24 protein-coding genes and 1 pseudogene are annotated in these 24,481 nt (G+C 55.4%); 19 read left to right on the plus strand and 6 right to left on the minus strand.

Translation table 11 applies throughout. The features are described 5' to 3' along the window. Positions 1 to 40 precede the first annotated feature (40 nt). Positions 41 to 2,461, minus strand: a complete 2,421-nt coding sequence (plsB, locus tag IM284_RS13145; protein ID WP_028015161.1) for a glycerol-3-phosphate 1-O-acyltransferase PlsB — start codon at positions 2,459 to 2,461, stop codon at positions 41 to 43. A gap of 154 nt (positions 2,462 to 2,615) precedes the next feature. Here plsB and IM284_RS13150 point away from each other — a divergent pair, with 154 nt between their 5' ends. From IM284_RS13150 to IM284_RS13165, 5 genes and pseudogenes are all read left to right on the plus strand, one after another. Then, entirely contained in the window at positions 2,616 to 2,984 is a 369-nt protein-coding gene (locus IM284_RS13150; protein ID WP_014830281.1) for a diacylglycerol kinase, read from the plus strand. Positions 2,985 to 3,092: 108 nt separating this feature from the next. Beyond that, positions 3,093 to 3,701 (plus strand): transcriptional repressor LexA, encoded by a 609-nt coding sequence (gene lexA / locus IM284_RS13155; protein WP_028015162.1) that lies wholly within the window; start codon positions 3,093 to 3,095, stop codon positions 3,699 to 3,701. A 63-nt stretch (positions 3,702 to 3,764) separates the two neighbouring features. Beyond that, complete coding sequence (gene dinF, locus IM284_RS13160) at positions 3,765 to 5,102, plus strand: MATE family efflux transporter DinF (RefSeq protein ID WP_045631375.1); 1,338 nt, start codon at positions 3,765 to 3,767, stop codon at positions 5,100 to 5,102. Further along, a pseudogene (locus IM284_RS23765) lies at positions 5,099 to 5,173 on the plus strand (hypothetical protein); the annotation flags it as partial. The gene dinF and the pseudogene IM284_RS23765, both read left to right, overlap by 4 nt. 49 nt (positions 5,174 to 5,222) lie before the next feature. Beyond that, positions 5,223 to 5,432, plus strand: coding sequence for a CsbD family protein (locus IM284_RS13165; RefSeq protein WP_014882139.1), 210 nt, complete (start codon positions 5,223 to 5,225; stop codon positions 5,430 to 5,432). Positions 5,433 to 5,480: 48 nt separating this feature from the next. Here IM284_RS13165 and zur read toward each other — a convergent pair whose 3' ends face one another. Continuing rightward, a complete protein-coding gene (gene zur, locus IM284_RS13170; RefSeq protein ID WP_028015164.1) occupies positions 5,481 to 5,993 on the minus strand; it encodes a zinc uptake transcriptional repressor Zur in 513 nt (170 codons plus the stop codon). 115 nt (positions 5,994 to 6,108) lie between these two features. Between zur and IM284_RS13175 the strand changes: the two genes are divergently transcribed. The 4 genes from IM284_RS13175 to pspG all read left to right on the plus strand — a co-directional run bounded on the left by IM284_RS13175 (position 6,109) and on the right by pspG (position 9,538). After that, positions 6,109 to 6,597, plus strand: coding sequence for a cupin domain-containing protein (locus tag IM284_RS13175; RefSeq protein WP_045260944.1), 489 nt, complete (start codon positions 6,109 to 6,111; stop codon positions 6,595 to 6,597). A gap of 225 nt (positions 6,598 to 6,822) precedes the next feature. Next, entirely contained in the window at positions 6,823 to 8,082 is a 1,260-nt protein-coding gene (traF, locus tag IM284_RS13180) for a conjugal transfer protein TraF (protein ID WP_226838756.1), read from the plus strand. An 82-nt stretch (positions 8,083 to 8,164) separates the two neighbouring features. Continuing rightward, entirely contained in the window at positions 8,165 to 9,160 is a 996-nt protein-coding gene (gene dusA / locus IM284_RS13185) for a tRNA dihydrouridine(20/20a) synthase DusA (protein WP_047366857.1), read from the plus strand. Positions 9,161 to 9,295: 135 nt separating this feature from the next. Beyond that, a complete protein-coding gene (pspG, locus tag IM284_RS13190) occupies positions 9,296 to 9,538 on the plus strand; it encodes an envelope stress response protein PspG (RefSeq protein ID WP_028015168.1) in 243 nt (80 codons plus the stop codon). 184 nt (positions 9,539 to 9,722) lie between these two features. Here pspG and IM284_RS13195 read toward each other — a convergent pair whose 3' ends face one another. After that, positions 9,723 to 10,706 carry a quinone oxidoreductase gene (locus tag IM284_RS13195; protein ID WP_193055824.1) on the minus strand — a complete coding sequence of 328 codons (984 nt, stop codon included), beginning with the start codon at positions 10,704 to 10,706 and terminating at the stop codon, positions 9,723 to 9,725. A gap of 66 nt (positions 10,707 to 10,772) precedes the next feature. Here IM284_RS13195 and dnaB point away from each other — a divergent pair, with 66 nt between their 5' ends. The 6 genes from dnaB to IM284_RS13225 all read left to right on the plus strand — a co-directional run bounded on the left by dnaB (position 10,773) and on the right by IM284_RS13225 (position 16,401). After that, positions 10,773 to 12,185 (plus strand): replicative DNA helicase, encoded by a 1,413-nt coding sequence (dnaB, locus tag IM284_RS13200; protein ID WP_008503375.1) that lies wholly within the window; start codon positions 10,773 to 10,775, stop codon positions 12,183 to 12,185. Between the two features lie 16 nt (positions 12,186 to 12,201). Beyond that, the gene (alr, locus tag IM284_RS13205; RefSeq protein ID WP_028015170.1) at positions 12,202 to 13,281 is read left to right on the plus strand and encodes an alanine racemase; all 1,080 of its coding nucleotides are present in this window, start codon (positions 12,202 to 12,204) and stop codon (positions 13,279 to 13,281) included. A 109-nt stretch (positions 13,282 to 13,390) separates the two neighbouring features. After that, the gene (tyrB, locus tag IM284_RS13210) at positions 13,391 to 14,584 is read left to right on the plus strand and encodes an aromatic amino acid transaminase (protein WP_045260940.1); all 1,194 of its coding nucleotides are present in this window, start codon (positions 13,391 to 13,393) and stop codon (positions 14,582 to 14,584) included. A 218-nt stretch (positions 14,585 to 14,802) separates the two neighbouring features. After that, complete coding sequence (gene aphA, locus IM284_RS13215) at positions 14,803 to 15,516, plus strand: acid phosphatase AphA (protein WP_047366859.1); 714 nt, start codon at positions 14,803 to 14,805, stop codon at positions 15,514 to 15,516. A 112-nt stretch (positions 15,517 to 15,628) separates the two neighbouring features. Further along, complete coding sequence (locus IM284_RS13220) at positions 15,629 to 16,045, plus strand: secondary thiamine-phosphate synthase enzyme YjbQ (RefSeq protein ID WP_041911536.1); 417 nt, start codon at positions 15,629 to 15,631, stop codon at positions 16,043 to 16,045. A gap of 2 nt (positions 16,046 to 16,047) precedes the next feature. Continuing rightward, positions 16,048 to 16,401 (plus strand): MmcQ/YjbR family DNA-binding protein, encoded by a 354-nt coding sequence (locus IM284_RS13225; RefSeq protein WP_047366860.1) that lies wholly within the window; start codon positions 16,048 to 16,050, stop codon positions 16,399 to 16,401. Positions 16,402 to 16,404: 3 nt separating this feature from the next. On the opposite strand, the gene uvrA is transcribed toward IM284_RS13225, so the two are convergent. After that, positions 16,405 to 19,227 (minus strand): excinuclease ABC subunit UvrA, encoded by a 2,823-nt coding sequence (gene uvrA, locus IM284_RS13230; RefSeq protein WP_041911534.1) that lies wholly within the window; start codon positions 19,225 to 19,227, stop codon positions 16,405 to 16,407. 251 nt (positions 19,228 to 19,478) lie between these two features. Between uvrA and ssb1 the strand changes: the two genes are divergently transcribed. Next, the gene (gene ssb1 / locus IM284_RS13235) at positions 19,479 to 20,009 is read left to right on the plus strand and encodes a single-stranded DNA-binding protein SSB1 (RefSeq protein WP_006810470.1); all 531 of its coding nucleotides are present in this window, start codon (positions 19,479 to 19,481) and stop codon (positions 20,007 to 20,009) included. 60 nt (positions 20,010 to 20,069) lie between these two features. On the opposite strand, the gene IM284_RS13240 is transcribed toward ssb1, so the two are convergent. Continuing rightward, complete coding sequence (locus tag IM284_RS13240) at positions 20,070 to 20,351, minus strand: YjcB family protein (RefSeq protein ID WP_028015176.1); 282 nt, start codon at positions 20,349 to 20,351, stop codon at positions 20,070 to 20,072. Between the two features lie 656 nt (positions 20,352 to 21,007). Between IM284_RS13240 and IM284_RS13245 the strand changes: the two genes are divergently transcribed. After that, on the plus strand, positions 21,008 to 22,573 hold the full coding sequence (locus tag IM284_RS13245; protein WP_028015177.1) for an EAL domain-containing protein: 1,566 nt from the start codon (positions 21,008 to 21,010) through the stop codon (positions 22,571 to 22,573). A gap of 6 nt (positions 22,574 to 22,579) precedes the next feature. Here the strand turns inward: IM284_RS13245 and soxS are convergent, their stop codons facing one another. Continuing rightward, positions 22,580 to 22,906 (minus strand): superoxide response transcriptional regulator SoxS, encoded by a 327-nt coding sequence (soxS, locus tag IM284_RS13250; RefSeq protein WP_008503387.1) that lies wholly within the window; start codon positions 22,904 to 22,906, stop codon positions 22,580 to 22,582. A gap of 98 nt (positions 22,907 to 23,004) precedes the next feature. Between soxS and soxR the strand changes: the two genes are divergently transcribed. Together soxR and IM284_RS13260 are read left to right on the plus strand one after the other, a co-directional pair. After that, positions 23,005 to 23,463: a redox-sensitive transcriptional activator SoxR gene (soxR, locus tag IM284_RS13255; RefSeq protein ID WP_023331806.1), complete on the plus strand. Its 459-nt coding sequence runs from the start codon at positions 23,005 to 23,007 to the stop codon at positions 23,461 to 23,463. Between the two features lie 287 nt (positions 23,464 to 23,750). Next, positions 23,751 to 24,422, plus strand: coding sequence for a glutathione S-transferase family protein (locus IM284_RS13260; RefSeq protein WP_028015178.1), 672 nt, complete (start codon positions 23,751 to 23,753; stop codon positions 24,420 to 24,422). The last annotated feature ends 59 nt before the right edge of the window (positions 24,423 to 24,481 follow it).

Here is a 24,481-nt window from a genome sequence, read left to right on the forward strand (position 1 = left end):
TTATCCAGGGCATCAGGCCGGGCCATAACCCGGCATTGTGTTACTCGCCCTGCGTCGCGCTCTCAATCGTCAAGCGCACATCCGACGTAATCAGTTCAGCCAGCATCTGGTAAACCTTCAGCGTCTCTTCTGGCTCGGCATCGCCCGTATCGCTGATGAAGCCTTCGTCACGCAGCGTCAGCACCAGCGAGCTGAAGACCGCTTTGTCGAAGAATTCCGGGGCGTTAATGCCGTGCAGAACGGACAGGCGCTGCGCCAGCGTCCGGCTCTCTTTCTCCAGCGTGCCGCGGTTGATCGACGGGTTCGCGCTCAGCAGCCAGAACGTAATGGCGTAGCGCTGCAGCGTTTCGCGCGCACCGGCCGCCAGCAGTTGCAGGGTACGGGAGCGTGACGGATTGATGTGCAACTCGTCGTTCGCAACGGTGATCAGCCCCTGACGGCGCAGCTCTTCCGTCAGTTTATCCAGCTCAACGGCCAGTTCTTCCTTGCTCCAGCGCAGGAATAGCTCCGCTTTAAGCATTGGGTAGAGCGTCTCAACGTGGCGCAACAGCTCCTGACGTGAAATACGGCGATGCTGGGTGATAATGGCCGCCATGAGCGACGGCAGCATCAGCATATGAGCGATGTTGTTGCGGTAGTACGTCATCAGTACGGCCTGCTCGCGCGGCAGAATGATGATATCGCCGATCGTATCTTTCTCGACTTCGAACTTGTTCATCTGCAGCGCGTGATCGATAAGCTCGCTGGCGGTAGCAGAAGGGGCTGTCGAATCAACCGAGTATGGCACGTTGCGCATCATGTCCAGATAGCAGTCCAGCTGCTCCGTGAGCTGTTCACGGGTCAGGGAACGCTGACGTGAAGCCAGCAGCGCCGTACAGCACAGGTTCATCGCATTGGCCGCACCGGCGTTGTTAATGCGCACCATCAGTTCGGACGCGATACCGTTCACCGTTGGCGTCAGCCAGGCCGGACGCACCGCTTCGATAGGATCGATAGACTCGCGCCAATCCGGAACATGATGGTTCAGATACGTCATCAGCGGCATCGGCTCGCCAAAGTTTACGTAGCCCTGACCCAGGTTGCGTAACTTGCTCAGGCCGCGCAGCATCTGCGGCAGGCTCTCTTTCTCTTTGGTCGCGCCGCGCAGCTCTTTGGCGTACGTGCCCACTTCCATCACGTGCTCATAGCCAATGTAAATTGGCACGAGCGTGATTGGACGCGTACCGCCGCGCAGCATCGCCTGAATGGTCATCGACAGCGTGCCGGTCTTCGGATCGAGCAGACGACCGGTACGGGAGCGCCCGCCCTCGACGAAGTACTCTACGGAGTAGCCGCGGCTGAACAGCTCGCCGAGATACTCGCGGAACACGGTGGAGTAGAGCTTGTTGCCCTTGAAGGTACGACGAATAAAGAACGCGCCCAGGCGGCGGAAAATCGGGCCTGCTGGCCAGAAGTTCAGGTTAATACCGGCGGCAATGTGCGGCGGTACCAGTCCCTGGTGATAGAGCACGTAGGAGAGAAGCAGGTAGTCCATGTGGCTGCGGTGGCAGGGGACATAGACAATCTCATGGCCATCGTGCGCCAGCTGACGTACACGCTCAGCGTTATGCACGTTGATGCCCTGATACAGACGGTTCCAGGTAAAGCCGAGAATACGATCGGACAGGCGAATCATCTCGTAGGAGAAGTTCGCTGCGATCTCTTCCATCAGCGCAATGGCGTTCTGCTGGGCTTTCTCATGGGAAATTTTCTTGCTGCGCGCTTCGTCTTCAACGGCGCGGGCGATCGCTTTGGAGGCCAGCAGTTTGTTGAACAGGTCCTGACGCGCCGGAAGACGTGGCCCTACGGCCGCCAGGCGCTGACGGGCGAAGTGCATACGCGCCACGCGCGCCAGTTTTTGCGCGATGATCTTGTCAGTGCCGTGCTCGTCCGCCATTCGGCGAAGGGAGACGGAAGGGGAGAAGCGCACAAAGCTGTCGCGTCCCAGCCAGGAGACCGCGAAGAACTTCTGGATGCCGTTAAGCATGCGCAGCGGCGGGTTCTCTTCGCCTTTTTCGCGGCCCGGACGGCGACCAAACATCACCGATACCGGCACCATCTGCACATCCAGGTCAGGATTGCTGCGGTGCAGGTCGAGATAGTCGTGGAACAGCTTGATGGACTCTTCTTTCGGTGTGTAATAGGTAAACACGCGCGGCCCGCCGTGAATGAACACGTAGCGCGGCAGCAAAGTGCCGTCAACTTCCAGTGGTTCAAGCGGATCGGGTAAATCATGCGCCAGACACTGGGCACGGAGCGTTAGCAGGTCTGCCTTAGAGTTATAAGGCAAAACGTACATAATAGGGCGCGACGTATCGAGCCCCAGTTCCAGCGCGGGTTCTGCTGGGATAGACTTGCTTTTTACCAGTATGCTTAATGGTAAATTAAGTAATTTGTAGTAAATTCGTGGCCAGCCGGACATAAACGATGTAAAGCCTCTGGTTAATAATGCAATTGCGGCGCAAGGATAACAGAAAGCGCGCAAAATTTCTGTTGTTACCCGTCATACTTCAGGCGGCAGCGAAACGCGCTGCAGCTCCTGTTACTGACGCTCTTTTTTAAAAAAGGTTCTTTTAATGGCCAATAATACCACTGGGTTGACGCGTATCATCAAAGCCGCCGGCTATTCATGGAAAGGTTTCCGTGCCGCGTGGGTCAATGAAGCTGCTTTTCGCCAGGAAGGTGTCGCCGCTATCGTCGCGGTTATCATCGCCTGTTTCCTTGATGTAGATGCCATTACCCGCGTGCTTCTCATCGGTTCCGTACTTCTGGTGATGATAGTGGAAATTCTCAATAGCGCTATTGAGGCCGTGGTCGACCGGATCGGCTCTGATTTTCACGAGCTCTCTGGCCGCGCGAAAGATATGGGCTCCGCCGCTGTCCTGCTGGCGATTATCACCGCAGCCATTACCTGGGTCACGCTGCTTTGGTCACATTTCCGATGATGCTCGAGGAATAATTAAGTCCCTGGTTTTTTGTGCAGTTTTTGGTTCCAAAATCGCCTTTGACTGTATATACTCACAGCATAACTGTATATACACCCAGGGGGCGGAATGAAAGCATTAACGACCAGGCAGCAAGAGGTGTTTGATCTCATTCGGGATCATATCGGCCAGACGGGTATGCCACCCACGCGTGCGGAAATCGCGCAGCGTCTGGGTTTCCGTTCTCCGAATGCTGCCGAGGAACACCTGAAAGCGCTGGCGCGTAAGGGTGTGATTGAGATTGTGTCAGGCGCGTCGCGTGGTATCCGCCTGCTGGTAGAAGAAGAGACGGGCATTCCGCTGATAGGCCGCGTTGCCGCAGGTGAACCGCTGCTGGCACAACAGCATATTGAAGGTCACTACCAGGTCGATCCTGGTATGTTCAAGCCGAGCGCTGATTTTCTGCTGCGCGTTAGCGGGATGTCGATGAAAGACATCGGCATTCTTGATGGCGATCTTCTGGCCGTTCACAAAACGCAGGATGTGCGAAACGGCCAGGTGGTGGTTGCGCGCATTGATGACGAAGTGACCGTTAAGCGCCTGAAAAAACAGGGTAACACTGTTCAGCTGTTGCCCGAAAACAACGAGTTCACCCCGATTGTGGTCGACCTCCGCGAACAGAGCTTCTCTATTGAAGGTCTGGCTGTTGGCGTGATTCGTAACGGCGAATGGCTGTAATCTCTTCCTGACAGGCTACGCTTCCGCTGTAGCCTGCTTCATTTACCCTTCCCGGTATCTCTCATGTCACTGCTGACGGCATCTGATAAGGCATTGTGGCGTCTTGCCCTGCCGATGATTTTCTCCAATATCACCGTGCCCTTGCTGGGTCTGGTCGATACGGCCGTTATTGGTCATCTCGATTCCCCTGTTTATCTTGGCGGCGTGGCGATTGGCGCGACGGCAACCAGCTTTCTGTTTATGCTGCTGCTCTTTTTGCGTATGAGCACCACCGGGCTCACGGCACAGGCGTATGGTGCGAAAGATCCGTTACGTCTGGCGCGTGCGCTGGTGCAGCCGCTGATCCTGGCGCTTGGCGCGGGGGTACTCATTGTTTTACTGCGCACGCCCCTGATAGACCTTGCGCTCCATGTTGTTGGTGGCAGCGAGGCGGTACTGGAGCAGGCGCGTCGCTTCCTGGAAATCCGCTGGCTCAGCGCGCCCGCTTCGCTGGCAAACCTGGTTCTGCTGGGTTGGTTACTGGGTGTGCAATACGCCCGTGCGCCAGTGATTTTGCTGGTCGTGGGAAACCTTCTCAACATTGTGCTCGATCTCTGGCTGGTGATGGGCCTGCATATGGACGTGCGCGGTGCGGCACTGGCGACAGCGATTGCCGAATACGGAACCTTACTCATTGGGCTGTGGATGGTCTGGCGCGTGCTGGCCCTGCGCGGGATATCTCTCGTAATGCTGAAAACCGCATGGCGCGGCAATATCCGTAAACTGCTGGCGCTCAACCGTGACATCATGCTGCGCTCGCTTCTGCTACAACTCTGTTTTGGCGCATTGACGGTTTTTGGTGCCCGTCTTGGGCCTGAGATCGTCGCGGTGAATGCGGTCCTGATGACATTGCTGACGTTTACCGCCTACGCGCTGGACGGCTTCGCCTACGCCGTTGAGGCGCATTCCGGGCAGGCGTACGGCGCGCGGGAAAGTGGCCAGCTTAGGGATGTCTGGCGGGCAGCCTGTCGACAAGCGGGACTGGTCGCGCTGGCGTTTGCACTGATTTATGCCTGTTTTGGCCGTGACATTATTGCATTACTCACTTCGATCCCGGCTTTACGCGAACTGGCGGACCACTACATCGTCTGGCAGGTGATCTTGCCGGTGGTGGGAGTGTGGTGTTATCTGCTGGACGGTATGTTTATCGGTGCGACGCGCGGAGCGGAAATGCGCAACAGTATGGCGGTTGCGGCGGCGGGGTTTGGTTTGACGCTGCTGACGCTTCCGTGGCTGGGTAATCACGGTTTGTGGCTGGCGCTTGCGGTCTTTCTCTCCCTGCGCGGCCTCTCCCTTGCCTTTATCTGGCATCGCCACTGGCAAAATAATACCTGGCTTCCTTCCCGTCACGATATATCGTGACGGTTAAAGATTCCGAATATGAAATTAACTGCCGAATCCTTAGCTACAATTATTATCACGTCCAGCAGAAAAGAACGTAACGGACGTTACGACCCGACGCTTAACTAAGAGGACACGATGATGAATAAAGACGAAATCGGCGGCAACTGGAAGCAGTTCAAAGGTAAAGCGAAAGAACAGTGGGGTAAGCTGACTGATGACGATATGACCGTCATTGAAGGCAAGCGCGATCAGCTTGTCGGTAAAATTCAGGAACGTTACGGCTACGCGAAAGACCAGGCGGAAAACGAAGTCAAAGACTGGGAAACGCGTAACGATTACCGCTGGTAACGCTGAATAACCCACAGAGGCGGCTTAAGAGCCGCCTTTATTTTGCTGCTAACGCGGCTTTTTCTTTATCAGAATTGAGTGGTCGTGCTGACACGCATCCTGATGTCGACAGGCTTCCACCTCAACGCATGCAGAACACAGCCCGTGCGCTTCAATCACGTTATGACGCAGGGCAAAACCCATTTTTGCCGCCAGCGTGTGCATAATGTCCTCAACGCCTTCCGCTCCCTCTTCTTTCACCACGCCGCAACGATCGCAGATAAACATGGCCGATGTATGCGTTGGCTGATCGAAAAGATGGCACAGGACATAGCTGTTTGTGGATTCGACTTTATGCACAAACCCTTGTTCCAGCAGGAAATCCAGCGCGCGATATACCGTGGGCGGTTTAGCCTGCGGCTCGCTTTCGCGGAGCAGGTCGAGTAGATCGTAGGCGCTGATCGCCCCCTGTTGCAGGCTCATCAGGCGCAAGACTTCAAGGCGCTGCGGGGTCAGGCGCACATTGCGTTGCGCGCACAGCTTTTCGGCCTGCGCTAACAGCTCTTTTGTGGACTTATCCATTTAGCACCTCGGATGTTCTGGGAGATAAAACCCTCACTTTATCATGTTCTGGCAAAAACACCGATATCCGCCAGGCTGTGCTATACCTGACGCATCGCAAACCGGGAATGTAACAATGAAAAAACCAGACTGTATCAAGCACTGGCGCGACGTAGAAGGGCCAGATGACGCCACCTACCCCGACAGTAACGAGCTTTTTTCCATCGGATCGCCGCTGGCGCGCAGCCTGGGCCTCAGGCGTATAGGCATTCATCATGAACGTTTACCGCCGGGGCGTCGGACGTCCTATCCCCATGCGGAAAGTGACGAAGAAGAGTTTATCTACGTGCTTGAGGGCTATCCTGAAGCCTGGATTAATGGCTATTTGTGGAAACTCGAACCCGGAGACAGCGTGGGCTTTCCCGCCGGAACGGGGGTGTGCCACACCTTTATCAACAACACAGAGGAAGAGGTTCGGCTACTGGTGGTGGGGGAGGCCAACAAGAAGCACAACCGCATCTACTATCCGCTTAACCCGGTTTATGCCGCCACGCGGGAAGATCGCTGGGTAGACCATCCGCCACAGTTTTTTGGGCCGCACGATGGAAAACCTGGGAAAAAATAATTTCCTCTTCTATAAATATTGAGGGCCGTCACAAATTACAACAGGCCGTAAGGAAGTTTTACTTAGGGAATGAATTAGCGGGTCTTTTTATCTTTATTCACAGCAATAGTTCGCGCCTGTTTGGGGGATAACAGACAGGGGTTATTTCATAACAGACTATAAGACGGGCATACTGTGAAAAAACATTTTAAATTTTCGGTGGTTAGCATCGCTGTCTCCTTGTTTATGGCAAATCAGGCGGGAGCAGCCAATACCTGGACAGAATCACGTAGCGACGCGATGGGGGGCACCGGCGTTGCTTCGGGCAATTATGGTAGCGGGGCGTTAATTAACCCCGCGCTGCTGGCAAAGGCAAAACCGGACGATGACGTGACGGTTATTTTGCCATCCGTTGGGGTGCAGGTAACGGATGAGGACAATCTTCAGGATGAGATTGATACCATCAACGACAAAATCAATCACTATAAGGATGTGGTTGATAACCTTACGCCAATCGAGGTTATTACTAATCCGTTAGGCTCCATCAACCAGTTCCAGGGCGCGGCCAAAGATCTGGCCGATGAGCTGGACTATCTCAAGGGCAAAACCGCTCGCGCGACGGCAGGAGCAGGCCTTTCCGTGAGTATCCCTAACGATGTGCTTTCCGTGGCCTTTATGGCGAAAGGGTACGCCCATGGCCGGGTAAGTTCGTCTATCGACCAGCAGGATATTGATTATCTGCGCGGTATTCAAAGAAGCAATCTGGTGGCTGCCGGCGTTGCCCTGGACGCTGCGCTGAATGGCACGGACCAGATCACTAAAAACCTCAACTCAACGGCGTCCGGTCGGGCGGCGATTATTTCCGACTACGGTATTGCCGTTGCCCGCCAGTTTGACCTTGGCGGCGTTCCGGTTTCCGTGGGCGTGACGCCAAAACTGCAAAAAAGCTGGATCTATAACTACACCACCTCGATCTACGATTACGACAGTAATAAGTGGAACGATAGCCGCTACCGTACAGACGATACCGGCTTTAACGTCGATGCCGGTATTGCCGCTGATTTTGGCGAAAACTGGACGGTCGGCGTGAGCGGGCAAAACCTGATGTCGCGCGATATCGACACCAAAGATATCCGCATCCGCAACGGGCGTACGGGGGAAGTGGTGAGCTATAAAGACACCTACCAGATCCGTCCGCTGGTGACCGCGGGCGCTGCCTGGCACAACGATCTGGTGACCCTGACCGCCGATGGCGATCTGACCGAAACCAAAGGCTTTAAGAGCGAAGATACGTCGCAGTATGTTGGGGTCGGTGCTGAAGTGACTCCGCTGAGCTGGCTGGCGGTGCGTGCCGGTTATCGTGCGGATATGAAAGGGAACGACAGCAACGTCTTTACCGGCGGTGTCGGTTTCGCGCCGTTCAATACCGTTCATGTTGACCTGATGGGCCTGTATGGCGAGGACGAAACCTGGGGCGCAGGGGCTCAGCTGAGCATGACGTTCTAAAGTACACCGGAGGCGCTGCGCCTCCGGCTTTTCTTTGTGCTATAGTAGCGCCCCTTTTCCACCAGATGCTTAAAACTTCGCCATGTTGTCAGAACACCAGACCGCTTTTCCTGCACACCGTTTCTCTATTGCGCCGATGCTCGACTGGACGGACAGACACTGCCGCTATTTCCTGCGCCAGCTCTCCCGCCATACGCTGCTGTACACCGAAATGGTGACCACGGGCGCAATTATTCACGGTAAGGGCGACTACCTGGCATACAGTGAAGAAGAGCATCCGGTTGCGCTGCAGCTGGGGGGCAGCGATCCGGTCGCGCTGGCCCAGTGTGCAAAGCTGGCGGAAGAACGCGGCTACGACGAGATCAACCTGAACGTTGGCTGCCCTTCCGACCGCGTGCAAAACGGCATGTTCGGCGCCTGTCTGATGGGCAACGCACAGCTGGTGGCGGACTGCATCAAAGCGATGCGCGATGTGGTCTCCATTCCGGTGACGGTCAAAACCCGTATCGGCATCGACGACCAGGACAGCTACGAATTCCTGTGTGATTTCATCAATACGGTGTCAGGGAAAGGAGAGTGTGAGATGTTTATCATCCACGCCCGCAAAGCCTGGCTTTCAGGCCTTAGCCCGAAAGAGAACCGTGAGATCCCGCCGCTGGACTACCCGCGCGTGTACCAGCTGAAACGTGATTTCCCGCACCTGACGATGTCAATCAACGGCGGTATTACGTCGCTGGAAGAGGCGAAAGCGCACCTTGAGCATATGGATGGCGTGATGGTTGGGCGCGAGGCGTATCAAAATCCGGGCATTCTGGCGACGGTCGACCGCGAAATCTTTGGCGTTGCAGGCGCAGACACCGATCCGGTTACCGTCGTGCGTGCCATGTACCCTTACATTGAGCGCGAGTTGAGCAATGGCACCTATCTTGGCCACATCACCCGCCATATGCTTGGCCTGTTCCAGGGTATTCCGGGCGCGCGCCAGTGGCGTCGCTACCTCAGTGAGAACGCGCATAAAGCCGGTGCCGATATTGAGGTGCTGGAACATGCGCTGCGGCTGGTGGCGGATAAGCGATAATTTCGCTAAAAGATCGTCAAATTCACCACGCCCTGCGGATCCTCGCGGGGCGTTTTGCTTTAAGAACAATAGGTTAGTTTTGGCATGATTCTTGTAATGATTGCAGCATCATTCGGGAACTCGTGGGAGAGCACCATGCTTGAACTACTTTTTGTGATTGGCTTTTTTGTCATGCTGATGGTCACGGGCGTGTCGCTGCTCGGCATTCTGGCCGCGCTCGTTGTGGCTACGGTGGTTATGTTTATCGGCGGATTATTTGCCCTGACGATCAAATTGCTGCCGTGGCTGCTGCTGGCTATCGCCGTGGTGTGGGTAATACGGGCGATTAAAGCGCCAAAACTGCCGACTTATCAGCGCAATAACCGCTTCCGTTACTAAGGTATTGAGGGGTTCGTCACATACTTGTAACTTTTCCGGCAGCATGGCTTAGAACAGAATAGGATTTACTTATCGAATCTGTCACTATGGCTGCCGCTACAGAATTCATCGAGCTGTACCCTACATACAGCCGAACTAAAAAAAGAAAGGGCTTCCCACGGGAAGCCCAATTTCTTTTTGGGGGTCAGGGAATTAGCAAACTTGAACCCTGCGTCGCCCGGCTTTCCAGCACCTCATGCGCGCGCTGCGCATCGGTTAGCGGGTATTTCTGCGCATCCGCCACATCCACCTTAATCACGCCGCTGGCTATTAGCGAGAACAGCTCGTTGCTGGCTTCCTCCAGTTCTTCCCGGTTGGTGATGTAACCCTGCAAAGAAGGGCGCGTCACGTACAGCGACCCTTTCTGATTCAGAATGCCGAGATTGACGCCGGTGACAGCGCCTGAGGCGTTACCAAAGCTCACCATCAGTCCGCGACGCTGCAGGCAGTCCAGCGACGCTTCCCAGGTGTCTTTCCCCACCGAGTCATACACGACGCGTACTTTTTTGCCGCCGGTAATCTCTTTTAGCCGCTCGACGATGCTCTCTTCCCGGTAGTTGATCACCTGCCACGCGCCCGCGTCCAGCGCACGCTGGGCTTTTTGGGCATTGCCCACGGTGCCGATCAGCTTTGCGCCCAGGGCTTTTGCCCACTGGCAGGCAATCAGCCCCACGCCACCGGCGGCAGCATGGAACAGGAACTGCTCATCGGGCTTAATTTCGTAGGTTTTGCGCAGCAGGTAATAGACCGTCAGCCCTTTCAGGAATGAGGCGGCCGCCTGCTCAAAGGTGATGGCGTTCGGCAGCAGGGCGGCTTTATCCGCCGGGACGTTGTGGATGGAGCTGTAAGCGCCCAGGGCAGACTGTGCATACACCACACGATCGCCTTCTTTAATGTGCTTAACCGCACTGCCCACTTTGCTGACGATGCCGGCCGCTTCAGTGCCCAGGCCGCTCGGCATTGACGGAGGCGGGTAGAGACCGCCGCGAATATAGGTATCAATGTAGTTAATGCCAATAGCTCTGTTTTCCACCTGGATTTCGTTCTCGCCAGGCGCAGCGGGGGTAAACTCCACCGCTTTCAGCACTTCAGGACCGCCGTGTTTCTGGAACTCAATGCGCGTTGCCATGCTCCCTCCGTAAGAAAAATATGGTAATCTTTCGACCCACTCTTTATCTCGGTAACTCCATTCACTATGGCAGGAAACAAACCCTTCAACAAACAGACTGAACCTCGCGAGCGTGATTTCCAGGTCGCAGGGTTAAAAGTCCCGCCGCACTCGATTGAAGCGGAACAGTCGGTGTTGGGCGGTTTAATGCTGGATAATGAACGCTGGGACGACGTCGCCGAGCGCGTAGTGTCTGAAGATTTCTACACCCGTCCGCACCGCCATATCTTTACCGAAATGGCGCGCCTGCAGGAGTCCGGCAGCCCGATTGACCTGATCACGCTCGCGGAATCGCTGGAGCGTCAGGGGCAGCTGGACAGCGTCGGCGGCTTTGCCTACCTGGCAGAGCTGTCAAAAAACACGCCAAGTGCGGCGAACATCAGCGCTTACGCCGACATCGTGCGCGAACGTGCCGTCGTCCGCGAGATGATCTCGGTAGCGAACGAAATCGCCGAAGCCGGATTCGACCCGCAGGGCCGCACCAGCGAAGACCTGCTCGACCTTGCTGAGTCCCGCGTCTTTAAAATCGCCGAAAGCCGTGCCAACAAAGATGAAGGCCCGAAAAACATCGCCGACGTGCTCGACGCCACCGTTGCGCGTATAGAGCAGCTTTTCCAGCAGCCGCACGACGGTGTGACCGGGGTGAACACAGGCTATGACGATCTGAACAAAAAAACTGCCGGTTTACAGCCGTCGGATTTAATTATCGTCGCGGCGCGTCCGTCGATGGGTAAAACGACATTTGCGATGAACCTCGTCGAAAACGCGGCGATGTTGCAGGATAAGCCGGTGCTTATTTTCAGTCTCGAGATGCCCTCGGAGCAGATCATGATGCGTTCTCTGGCATCCCTGTCGCGCGTGGATCAGACCCGCATCCGTACCGGCCAACTCGACGACGAGGACTGGGCGCGCATCTCCGGCACCATGGGCATTTTGCTGGAAAAACGGAACATCTATATCGATGACTCCTCCGGCCTGACGCCGACGGAAGTGCGCTCCCGCGCGCGCCGCATCGCCCGTGAACACGGCGGCATCGGCCTTATCATGATCGACTACCTTCAGTTGATGCGCGTCCCGTCGCTCTCCGACAACCGTACGCTGGAAATTGCAGAGATTTCCCGCTCGCTCAAGGCGTTAGCTAAAGAGCTGCACGTGCCGGTAGTGGCGCTGTCGCAGCTTAACCGCTCCCTGGAACAGCGTGCAGACAAACGCCCGGTCAACTCCGACCTGCGTGAATCCGGCTCCATTGAGCAGGATGCCGACTTAATCATGTTCATCTACCGTGATGAGGTCTATCACGAGAACAGCGACCTGAAAGGGATCGCCGAAATTATTATTGGTAAGCAACGTAACGGCCCCATCGGTACGGTACGTCTGACCTTTAACGGACAGTGGTCGCGTTTCGACAACTATGCCGGTCCTCAATATGATGATGAGTAATTTCTAAGGAATTCAAATGCAAGCGGCAACTGTTGTTATTAACCGCCGCGCTCTGCGACACAACCTGCAACGTCTGCGTGAACTGGCGCCCGCCAGCAGGCTCGTTGCAGTCGTGAAAGCGAACGCTTACGGACACGGTCTTCTTGAGACCGCGCGAACGCTCCCCGATGCCGACGCCTTTGGCGTCGCCCGTCTCGAAGAAGCTCTCCGCCTGCGCGCAGGCGGCATTACGCAACCGATTCTGCTCCTTGAAGGCTTTTTTGAAGCCTCGGATCTGCCGACCATTGCAGACCAGCAGCTGCACACGGCGGTACACAACGAAGAACAACTGGCCGCGCTGGAAACGGCTGAACTGAGCGAGCCGGTCACCGTCTGGATGAAGCTCGATACGGGCATGCACAGGCTGGGCGTGCGTCCGGAAAACGCGGAGGCGTTTTATCAGCGTTTGTGCCAGTGCAAAAATGTGCGTCAGCCGGTCAATATCGTCAGCCACTTCGCCCGTGCCGATGAGCCCGAATGTGGCGCAACCGAGCAGCAGCTTGATATCTTCAACACCTTCTGCGAAGGCAAGCCGGGAATGCGCTCCATTGCGGCATCCGGCGGCATTCTGCTGTGGCCGCAATCCCACTTCGACTGGGCGCGTCCGGGGATTATCCTGTATGGCGTTTCCCCGCTTGAGAATAAACCCTGGGGGCCGGACTTAGGCTTTAAGCCGGTGATGTCGCTGGTATCAAAGCTGATTGCCGTGCGAGAGCACAAAGCGGGCGAGCCGGTGGGTTACGGCGGTACCTGGACCAGCGAGCGCGACACGCGGCTTGGCGTGGTGGCGATGGGCTACGGCGACGGCTATCCGCGCGCGGCACCAACGGGCACGCCGGTGCTGGTCAATGGTCGTGAAGTGAAAATTGTCGGCCGCGTGGCGATGGATATGATTTGCGTGGATCTTGGGCCCGGCGCGCAGGATAAAGCGGGCGACGATGCGGTGATGTGGGGTGAAGGTCTGCCCGTTGAACGCATTGCTGAAATTACAAAAGTGAGTGCTTACGAACTTATTACGCGTCTGACGTCGCGGGTGGCGATGAAATACATCGACTGAGCTTTAACGGGATGCGATGCATCCCGCTTGTGTTAACATCCCCTCGATCTTATTCCGCTTCCGGTTTATTGTTGAAAACCCTGCCTCATAATAATCCGGAGAACATCGCGTGTTTCAGAAAGTAGACGCCTACGCCGGCGACCCTATACTCTCCTTGATGGAGCGTTTCAAAGAAGATCCTCGCAGCGATAAAGTGAACCTCAGCATTGGTCTTTATTACAACGAGGACGGCATCATTCCTCAACTGAAAGCCGTTGCCGAAGCCGAAGCGCGTCTTAACGCAACCCCGCACGGTGCTTCGCTTTATTTGCCGATGGAAGGGTTAAACACCTACCGTAATACGATTGCGCCGCTGCTGTTTGGTGCGGACCACGCGGTGCTCGCGCAAAAGCGCGTGGCGACTATCCAGACGCTGGGCGGCTCGGGTGCGCTGAAGGTAGGCGCAGATTTCCTGAAAAAATATTTCCCGGATTCCGGCGTGTGGGTCAGCGACCCGACGTGGGAAAACCACGTGGCCATCTTTGAAGGTGCGGGCTTTAAGGTCGAGACCTATCCGTGGTTCGACAGCGAAACCAATGGCGTGCGCGTCGAAGCGCTGCTGGAAAAGCTTAACACCCTGCCGGCGCGCAGCATCGTGCTGCTGCACCCATGCTGCCATAACCCGACCGGGGCGGACCTCACCAATGCCCAGTGGGATGCGGTGATCGAGGTGCTGAAGGCACGTAACCTGATCCCGTTCCTCGACATCGCCTATCAGGGCTTTGGCGCGGGCATGGAAGAAGATGCTTACGCCATCCGCGCCGTTGCCAGCGCCGGGCTGCCAGCGCTGGTCAGCAACTCCTTCTCAAAAATCTTCTCTCTCTACGGCGAGCGCGTTGGCGGTCTGTCCGTGGTGTGTGAAGACGCCGAAGCCGCGGGGCGCGTTCTCGGCCAACTGAAAGCGACGGTCCGCCGTATTTACTCCAGCCCGCCGAACTTTGGTGCGCAGGTGGTGGCGACCGTTCTGGGCGACGAACAGCTGAAAGCCACCTGGCTTGCGGAAGTGGAAGCGATGCGCAAGCGCATTCTGTCGATGCGTCAGGAACTTGTTAACGTGCTGAAAGAGGCGGTGCCGGGGCATAACTTCGACTATCTGCTCAAGCAGCGCGGGATGTTCAGCTATACCGGACTGAGCGCGGCACAGGTCGATCGCCTGCGTGACGAGTTCGGCGTCTACCTGATCGCCAGCGGCCGTATGTGCGTGGCGGGCCTGAATGCCGGCAACGTCCAGCGCGTGGCGCAGGCGTTTGCTGCTGTAATGTAAATGCTCACTAACCCAGCCCTCTCCCCGTGGGAGAGGGCTGGGGTGAGGGCATCAGACCGCATAAACACGTCCCCCGGCACTTTGTGATCGTCTTCTTTTTATTCATCTTTATAAGTAAAAACTCCTTTCCTTCCCCTCCCGCCGGGGTTATGGTCGGATAGATTTTTGACCATCCACTCAAAATATAAAGATAACAAACTGAATATTCAGGGGAAAATATGCGCAAGATCACACTGGCGCTCAGCGCCGCCTGCTTATTGTTCTCGCTTAATAGCGCCGTCGTCGCGCGCGCTTCCGCACCGACGCCGCTTTACACCGGCACCACCGCCGCTATCCTTGCCGAGCAGGCACCCATTCACTGGGTTTCCGTGGCCCAAATCGAAAACAGCCTGGTGGGCCGCCCGCCAATGGCCGTGGGCTTCGACATTGACGATACCGTGCTGTTCTCAAGCCCTGGCTTCTGGCGTGGCAAGAAAACGTATTCTCCGGACAGCGAAGCGTATCTGAAGAACCCGGAGTTCTGGGAAAAAATGAATAACGGCTGGGATGAGTTCAGCATTCCGAAAGAGGTGGCCCGCGCGCTGATCGCCATGCACGTTAAGCGCGGCGACAGCATTTACTTTGTCACCGGCCGTAGCCAGACCAAAACGGAGACCGTCTCCAAAACCCTGCAGGACGATTTTCAGATCCCGGCGGCCAGCATGAATCCGGTCATTTTTGCCGGTGATAAAGAGGGACAAAACACCAAAACCCAGTGGCTGGAGCAGAAAAACATCAAAGTGTTCTACGGTGATTCGGATAACGACATTACCGCGGCGCAGGATGTGGGGGCCAGAGCGATCCGGGTGCTGCGTGCCTCTAACTCGACCTATCGACCGCTGCCGATGGCAGGCAAGTTTGGCGAGGAGGTGATTGTTAACTCCGAGTATTAGTTCTTGATCGGCGGGTTTGATTCTTTTTTGAACAAATCCGCCGCTGCGGGTTTTACCTTTCGCCTTCTTGCTGCACACTTAGAAAGATTCATCTTTCAGAACGGAGCAGCTCATGTGGTATCAACAGACCCTGACCTTAAGCGCTAAACCCCGCGGGTTTCACCTTGTGACGGACGAAGTCATCGGGCAACTCCGCGACCTGTCGCGCGTCAAAACGGGTTTACTGCATCTGCTGCTTCAGCACACGTCAGCCTCCCTCACGCTTAATGAAAATTGCGACCCTACCGTCCGGTCTGATATGGAACACCATTTCCTGAAGACGGTTCCGGACAACGCCCCCTACGAGCACGATTATGAAGGCGCAGATGACATGCCTTCGCATATCAAATCTTCTCTGCTGGGCGTATCGCTGATGCTGCCGGTTCATAACGGGCGGCTAATGCTGGGAACGTGGCAAGGGATCTGGCTGGGAGAACATCGCATTCACGGTGGTTCGCGTAAAATTATCGCAACGCTACAAGGGGAATAAAGATGACATTTTCGGAGATACTTCAGTACTGCATGAGCAAGCCTGGCGCGGAACAAAGCGTTCACAGCGACTGGAAAGCCACGCAGATCAAAGTGGGAGACGTGCTGTTTGCGATGGTGAAAGAGGTTGAAGGGCGCCCGGCGGCGTCGCTGAAAACCAGTCCGGAACTGGCGGATCTATTACGTCAGCAGCATGATGATGTGAGGCCGAGCCAGCACCTCAATAAGGCGCACTGGAGTACCGTTTATCTGGACGGCTCGCTGCCCGGCTCGCAAATTTACTATCTGGTGGATGCGTCCTACAAGCAGGCGGTTGAGCTGCTGCCGGAAGCGACCCGACAGCAGCTCTCCGTGTAACAATTACAGCAACGGTTTAAGGAAGCGCGCGGTGTGCGAGGCTTCGCACTCTGCAACGGTCTCTGGCGTACCGGAGACGAGGATTTCACCCCCGCCGCTGCCGCCTTCCGGGCCGAGATCGACAATCCAGTCCGCGGTTTTAATCACGTCCAGATTATGTTCGATGACCACAATCGTGTTGCCCTGATCGCGCAGCTGATGCAGCACCTCAAGCAACTGCTGGATATCCGCAAAGTGCAGGCCGGTGGTCGGCTCATCCAGAATGTAGAGCGTCTGGCCGGTACCACGCTTGGACAGCTCGCGCGCCAGCTTCACGCGCTGCGCCTCACCGCCGGACAGGGTTGTTGCTGACTGCCCCAGGCGAATGTAGGTCAGGCCTACGTCCATCAGCGTCTGCAGCTTACGCGCCAGCGCAGGGACGGCGTCAAAGAACTCGCGCGCCTCTTCGATGGTCATGTCCAGCACTTCGTGGATGGTCTTGCCTTTGTACTTAATCTCCAGCGTTTCGCGGTTATAGCGCTTGCCTTTGCACTGGTCGCACGGCACGTAGATATCCGGCAGGAAGTGCATCTCAACCTTGATCACGCCGTCGCCCTGACACGCTTCACAGCGGCCGCCGCGCACGTTAAAGCTGAAACGTCCTGGCGTATACCCGCGCGAACGCGCTTCCGGTACGCCGGCGAAGAGTTCACGTACGGGCGTGAAGACGCCGGTATAGGTCGCCGGGTTGGAACGCGGCGTACGGCCAATCGGGCTCTGGTCGATGTCGATAACCTTGTCGAAATGCTCCAGCCCCTGAATATCGCGGTACGGTGCAGGCTCGGCCAGCGTCGCGCCGTTCAGCGCCGTCTGCGCAATTGGGAACAGCGTATCGTTGATCAGCGTCGATTTACCGGAACCGGACACGCCGGTAATGCAGGTAAACAGGCCAACCGGCAGCGTCAGGGTGACGTCCTTCAGGTTGTTGCCGCGTGCCCCTGTGAGCTTCAGCACTTTTTCCGGGTTCGCCGCGACGCGCTGTTTTGGCACTTCAATTTTGCGCTTGCCGCTCATGTACTGGCCGGTCAGCGACTCGGGCACCGCCATAATGTCCTTCAGCGTACCTTCCGCCACCACCTGGCCGCCGTGCACGCCCGCGCCCGGGCCGATGTCGATCACGTGGTCTGCGGCGCGAATTGCGTCTTCGTCGTGCTCCACCACGATTACCGTGTTGCCGAGATTGCGCAGGTGGATCAGCGTGCCGAGCAGACGCTCGTTGTCGCGCTGGTGCAGGCCGATGGACGGTTCATCCAGCACGTACATCACGCCGACTAAGCCCGCGCCAATCTGGCTCGCCAGACGGATACGCTGGGCTTCACCGCCGGAGAGCGTTTCCGCCGAGCGGGAAAGCGTCAGGTAGTTCAGGCCAACGTTCACGAGGAACTTGAGGCGATCGCCGATCTCTTTCAGCACTTTTTCGGCGATTTTCGCACGCTGGCCGGAAAGCTTCAGGTTGTTGAAGAAGTCCATTGCGTGGCCGATGCTCATGTCTGAGATGGTCGGCAGCGCCGTGTTTTCCACAAACACGTGGCGCGCTTCGCGACGCAGACGCGTGCCCTCGCAGGTGGCGCAGGAGCGGTTGCTGATGAACTTCGCCAGCTCCTCGCGCACCGCGCTGGATTCGGTCTCTTTGTAGCGGCGCTCCATATTGTGCAGCACCCCTTCGAACGGGTGGCGACGCACGGAGGTATCGCCGCGATCGTTCATGTATTTGAACTCGATGTTCTCTTTGCCGGAACCGAACAGGATCACTTTGTGCACGTTCGGGCTCAGGCTCGCCCACGGCGCTTCAACGTCGAATTTGTAGTGCTCCGCCAGCGATTTCAGCATCTGGAAGTAGTAGAAGTTACGCTTATCCCAGCCGCGAATCGCGCCGCCCGCGAGCGACAGCTCGGGGTTCTGGATCACGCGATCCGGATCGAAATACTGCTGCACGCCCAGACCGTCACAGGTCGGGCACGCGCCCGCCGGGTTGTTGAACGAGAACAGGCGCGGTTCCAGCTCGCGCATGCTGTAGCCGCAAATCGGGCAGGCGAAGTTGGCGGAGAAGAGCAGCTCTTCCGCTTTCGGGTCGTCCATGTCGGAGACCACGGCCGTGCCGCCAGAGAGTTCCAGCGCGGTTTCAAAGGATTCAGCCAGACGCGTGGCGAGATCGTCACGCACCTTAAAGCGGTCAATCACCACTTCGATGGTGTGTTTCTTTTGCAGCTCAAGCTTTGGCGGATCGGACAGGTCACACACTTCGCCGTCGATACGGGCGCGGATATAGCCCTGGCTTGCCAGGTTCTCCAGCGTTTTGGTGTGCTCGCCTTTACGCTCTTTGATGATCGGTGCCAGCAGCATCAGGCGTTTGCCTTCCGGCTGCGACAGCACGTTATCCACCATCTGGCTCACGGTCTGTGCCGCCAGCGGGACATCGTGGTCCGGGCAGCGCGGCTCACCCACGCGGGCATACAGCAGACGCAGGTAGTCGTGAATTTCGGTAATGGTACCGACCGTTGAACGCGGGTTATGCGAGGTAGACTTCTGCTCAATAGAGATAGCAGGCGATAACCCTTCAATATGATCGACATCCGGTTTTTCCATCAGCGACAGGAACTGACGCGCGTACGCAGAAAGTGATTCGACGTAACGACGCTGTCCTTCGGCATACAAAGTGTCGAAAGCCAGTGAGGATTTGCCAGACCCCGAAAGCCCGGTCACGACGATGAGTTTGTCGCGAGGGATTATGAGGTTGATATTCTTGAGATTATGGGTGCGGGCGCCCCGAACTTCGATCTTATCCATTCACCTTTCCCGGTTGGAACACGGATTGCCTGGTTTGTTTGAAGGACAAACGGCTGTCAGAAACGGCTAATTATGACACAAAATGACCTGTTTGAATATACAGTATTGGAATGCATTTTCTGATTCACTGTGTAACAATGTCGAGTTCGCGGGAGATTTCTGAACCGACCACGCAACTATGCAAATTGCCGCGTGGAAATGGTACACTCGCGCGTTTACACTATTAAGAAACGTATTCAGGAGACACGAACATGGCCAGCAGAGGCGTAAACAAGGTGATTCTCGTCGGTAATCTGGGCCAGGACCCGGAAGTACGCTACATGCCGAGTGGTGGCGCAGTTGCCAACATTACGCTGGCTACTTCCGAATCCTGGCGTGATAAAGCGACCGGTGAAATGAAAGAGCAGACCGAATGGCACCGCGTTGTGCTGTTTGGCAAACTGGCAGAAGTAGCCGGTGAGTATCTGCGTAAAGGTTCTCAGGTCTATATCGAAGGCCAGCTGCGTACCCGCAAATGGACCGACCAATCCGGTCAGGAAAAATACACCACGGAAGTGGTGGTGAACGTGGGCGGTACCATGCAAATGCTGGGTGGCCGTCAGGGCGGTGGCGCACCGGCAGGTGGCGGTCAGAACCAGCAGCAGGGCGGTTGGGGTCAGCCTCAGCAGCCGCAGGGCGGCAACCAGTTCAGCGGCGGCGCGCAGTCTCGTCCGCAGCAGCAGTCTGCTCCTGCTCCGTCTAACGAACCGCCAATGGACTTCGACGACGATATCCCGTTCTGATCAACGGATGCTAAAACAAAAAACCCAGACATCGTCTGGGTTTTTTTATTGCTGAAGGGATCAGGTAATCACCATCGGCCAGTCTGGTGGGGTGTGGTTCATCGCCTCAACCATCACCACTTTTATATTTTCCCAGACCGCGGCCATATCCAGCAGGGTAATGCCCAGCAGGCCCGTTGCGAACCAGCAGGCCGCGCCAAGCCCTAAAAGGGTACTTATGACGGCAAGACCCGCGTAGTCGGATTTACGAAACTGAATGTTCAGCGTGCTGGCTAAAAACATCAAAACCGCGCTCAACAAGGGCCAGCGCAGGAGAACCATGCTGGTAGTAATGGTTGCCATAAAACCCATCCTCTACAAAACAGACGAACTGAATGAAACAGTGTTTCTCGTTACACAATATGTGTGAACTATATCACATTTGTTGATTTATTCGCCAGTGTCTGCGTAGCCAAAAAAGGGGATTTTATTACCCGAAAAAAAGAGCATGCGGTTCGGGACCGCCTTCGCACAGGGGGAGGCGGATCCACAACGCGCTGAGGTAATCCCGTCGGGTAAGTGGGGAAGAGCATCTGGAGGCAGAGAGACGGCCAGCCGTGCCGTTTTTAGGGGGCGCATTATTTTCTGATAATATTGTGGTGATGTCTGATTATTTATAAAACAACGAACAAAATATACCCGCAGAAATAGGATAAAACGTCACGTTGGTGTTGTACTTTTTTCATGCCGCCAGAAGTTTTGCTTAATCAGCGATCCTCTGTTGTGTTCTCTTCAAACCTCCCGTACGCGATGGATAATTATTTTCCTTAATTAAAACGGAACGAATACTTACAGTTTAGCTTACGGGAAAATATTATCGTCATAACGAAATTTAAGATTTTTAATACTAAAAGTCAGTTGCTAACTTCGCATGATTCATGCAACGTAATCACCTGTTTAACAAAGCATCCGGCCTTCATTACTACAGGCGTACAACATGCAGGGATATAGGGCGGGAAATGAATCGTAGCGCGCGGCGCAAAATGCTCAGAGTGGTAGGGATCATCATGGTAGTTATGCTGCCGGTGATGCTTGCTCTATGGTTTGCCCAGCTACGAGCCGAGTCGGAAACGAGCGCTCAGCTACGGACATTTGCTGAACTGGCTTTAGACAAAACAGAACTGGTAATTCAACAAGTTGAACTGGCCAGGGGCGAGGCAGAAAAATATCAGGGTGAACGTTGTACGCCGGAACATCGTCAATATATGTTGAACGTTGTTCGTGGCCGCCTGTTTGTCGCCGATTTAATTTATGCAGAAGGTCAGAATTTTCTTTGTTCGACCGTTTTTACACCGGATCAACCCTACGTCATTCCGGTCGCTAATTACACGCGTAAACCTGACGTTGCTATCTATTATTTTCGCGATACGCCATTTTATACTGGCTATAAAATGACATACATGCAGCGCGGAAATTATGTCGTGGTGGTCAATCCGCTTTCTTACAGTGAAGTGATGTCTACCGATCATTCCCTCGCATGGGGGGTATACGACACGGTAACTAATGCCTTCTTTTCCGTCAGCCAGAAAGCCAATGCGACTTTATTAAATTCGATGATTCGGGATAAGGAATCGGTATTTCAAAAAGATAACCGTTTCTATACGGTCGTGAAATCGACAAATCGGCCTATTGCCGCCATCGTGTCGACGTCAGATAAACGTTTTTATGAAACGCTCTATCACCAGGCGACGTTGACGCTACCGCTGGGAATGATCTGCAGCATTATTATTTTGCTGGTGTGGTCCCGCACCCATCGTGAGCTTAATTCGCCGGGGCGCTTACTGCACCGGGCGCTGAACAAGCGCCAGCTTTGTGTGCACTATCAGCCGATTATTGATATCAAGAACAACCAGTGTGTGGGGGCAGAGGCGCTGTTGCGCTGGCCTGGTTTCAATGGGCAGGTAATGAGCCCGGCTGAGTTTATTCCGCTTGCGGAAAAAGAGGGAATGAGCGAGCGGATTACGGATTATGTCGTTGAGGAGGTATTCAGCGATCTGGGCCATTTCCTGGCGGCGCATCCGCATCTCTATATTTCGATCAACCTGTCGGCCACGGACTTTCACTCCTCGCGGCTGATCGCCATGATTTCTGACAAGGCCCGGCACTACGCCGTACGCGCCCAGCAAATTAAAATTGAAGTGACGGAGCGCGGCTTTATCGATGTGCCAAAAACCACGCCGGTGATTCAGGCCTTCCGTCAGGCGGGCTATGAAGTGGCGATCGATGATTTCGGGACCGGTTATTCCAACCTGCACAACCTCTACTCGTTGAACGTGGATATTCTGAAAATCGATAAATCGTTTATCGACACCTTAACCACCAACAGTACCAGCCACCTGATCGCCGAGCATATTATCGAGATGGCGCAAAGCCTGCGGCTTAAAACCATTGCGGAAGGGGTTGAGACGGCTGAGCAGGTGAGCTGGCTGTTGAAGCGCGGCGTTGAGTTCTGTCAGGGATGGCACTTCGCGAAAGCGATGCCGCCCCAGGAGTTTATGACCTGGCAGCAGCAACCTTTGCACTGATATGCATTAATTCAACTGGTGGCGATAATCGCTCGGCGTACGGTCAAACTCGCGGCGAAACACGCGGGAAAAGGTTTGTTGCGAAACATAGCCAAGATCCATCGCGATATCAAAAATCGGCCGCTGCGTTGAGCGTAACGCCTGCGCCGCCAGCAGGAGCCTGCGCTGGCGAATGTACTCCCCCAGCGTCTGGTGCATGACCGTGCGGAACATTCTCTGTAAATACCATTTCGAATAGCCCGATTTTTTTGCGACCACATCAATGTTCAACGGTTGGTCGATATGATCGTCAATCCATTCAATAAGTGTCTGAATAATTTGCTGATGCGACATAAGGTTGCCCCTCTGTAGATACAACTTTCTCGGTTGATTCGTCGTTTTCTCTGCGGGGGAGTATAATTCCTCAAGTTAACTTGAGGTAAAGAGGTTTTATGGAAAAGAGATTGCCGCGCATTAAAGCGCTGTTAACCCCCGGCGAAGTGGCAAAGCGAAGCGGCGTTGCGGTATCGGCGCTCCACTTCTATGAAAGCAAAGGGTTAATTAAAAGCATCCGTAACGGCGGAAACCAGCGCCGCTATACCCGTGACGTGCTCCGCTACGTGGCGATTATCAAAATTGCGCAACGCATCGGCATTCCCCTGGCGACGATCGGTGAGGCATTCGGCGTGTTGCCGGAAGGGCACACGCTTAGCCCGAAAGAGTGGAAAGAGCTTTCGTCCCAGTGGCGTGAAGAGCTGGACAGGCGTATCCACACGCTGGTGGCGCTGCGTGACGAGCTGGACGGCTGTATCGGCTGCGGCTGCCTGTCCCGTAGCGACTGCCCGCTACGTAACCCTGGCGACAGGCTGGGCGAGCAGGGGACCGGGGCGCGGCTGCTGGAGGAGGATTGAGTTCTTGCGGCAAAAAGCATAATAAAGAACTAAAGCGCCACTAAGGGCGCTTTAGTTTTTCCCGGTCTTTGTCTTTCTCTCTATCCCGCTGGTTCACGGGAGGGTTTCCCCCGACATCAGCACCCCTCGTGTCGAGCTGGTTGGGGAGGTTCCGGATTGTGCTGACACTTTAATTCTATGCAAGACCCGTTTTTTCGCCAGCCGCGCTAGCCGTTTTTTAGACGAAATTTTTTCGCGGTGTTGTTCGATTTTCTATAGTTAAAAAGTATGAATAACAGGAGAAAATCATGCTCACGGTACATCACCTTAACCAGTCGCGCTCGCACCGCGTGATCTGGGCACTGGAAGAGCTCGCCCTGCCTTATGAGATTGTTCACTACCAGCGCGAAAAGAACATGCTGGCACCCGAGTCCCTCAAAAAGGTGCATCCGTTGGGCAAATCGCCGGTCATTGAAGATAACGGGCTGATCCTTGCGGAGTCAGGCGCCATTCTGGAGTATCTGCAGGAAACCTATGATGCCGAATCGCGGCTGAAGCCTTTAGACCCCGCGCATAAGGTGCAATACCGCTTCTGGCTGCATTACGCAGAAGGGTCGCTGATGCCGCTGCTGCTCATGAAGCTGGTCTTCAGCAGCCTGGGCAAACCGCCCGTGCCGTTTGGCATCCGAACGCTGGGTAAGGCGCTGGGGCAGGGGGTACAGAAAGCGTATCTCAACCCCCAGCTGGAGACCCATGCGCGCTTTATTGACTCACATCTTGCTAAAAACAGCTGGTTTGCCGGAGAGACGTTAAGCATGGCCGACATTCAGATGAGCTTCCCCCTCTTTGCCCTGCTGGCGCGCGGCGGCATTGCTAATCTTCCGCATATTCAGGCATGGAAGCAAAAAGTGGAAACTAGCCCTGGCTGGCAAAGAACCCTGCAACAAGGTGGCCCGTTAACGATCCCGGGCGAGGATTGAAATGTAAACAAATTGCGCATAGACGATAACGTTTGCGCATCCTCTGTTTATTTCTTCAT

Origin of the sequence: Enterobacter cloacae complex sp. P12RS, assembly GCF_014895875.1 — a bacterium.
Taxonomy (GTDB): Bacteria; Pseudomonadota; Gammaproteobacteria; order Enterobacterales; family Enterobacteriaceae; genus Enterobacter; species Enterobacter bugandensis.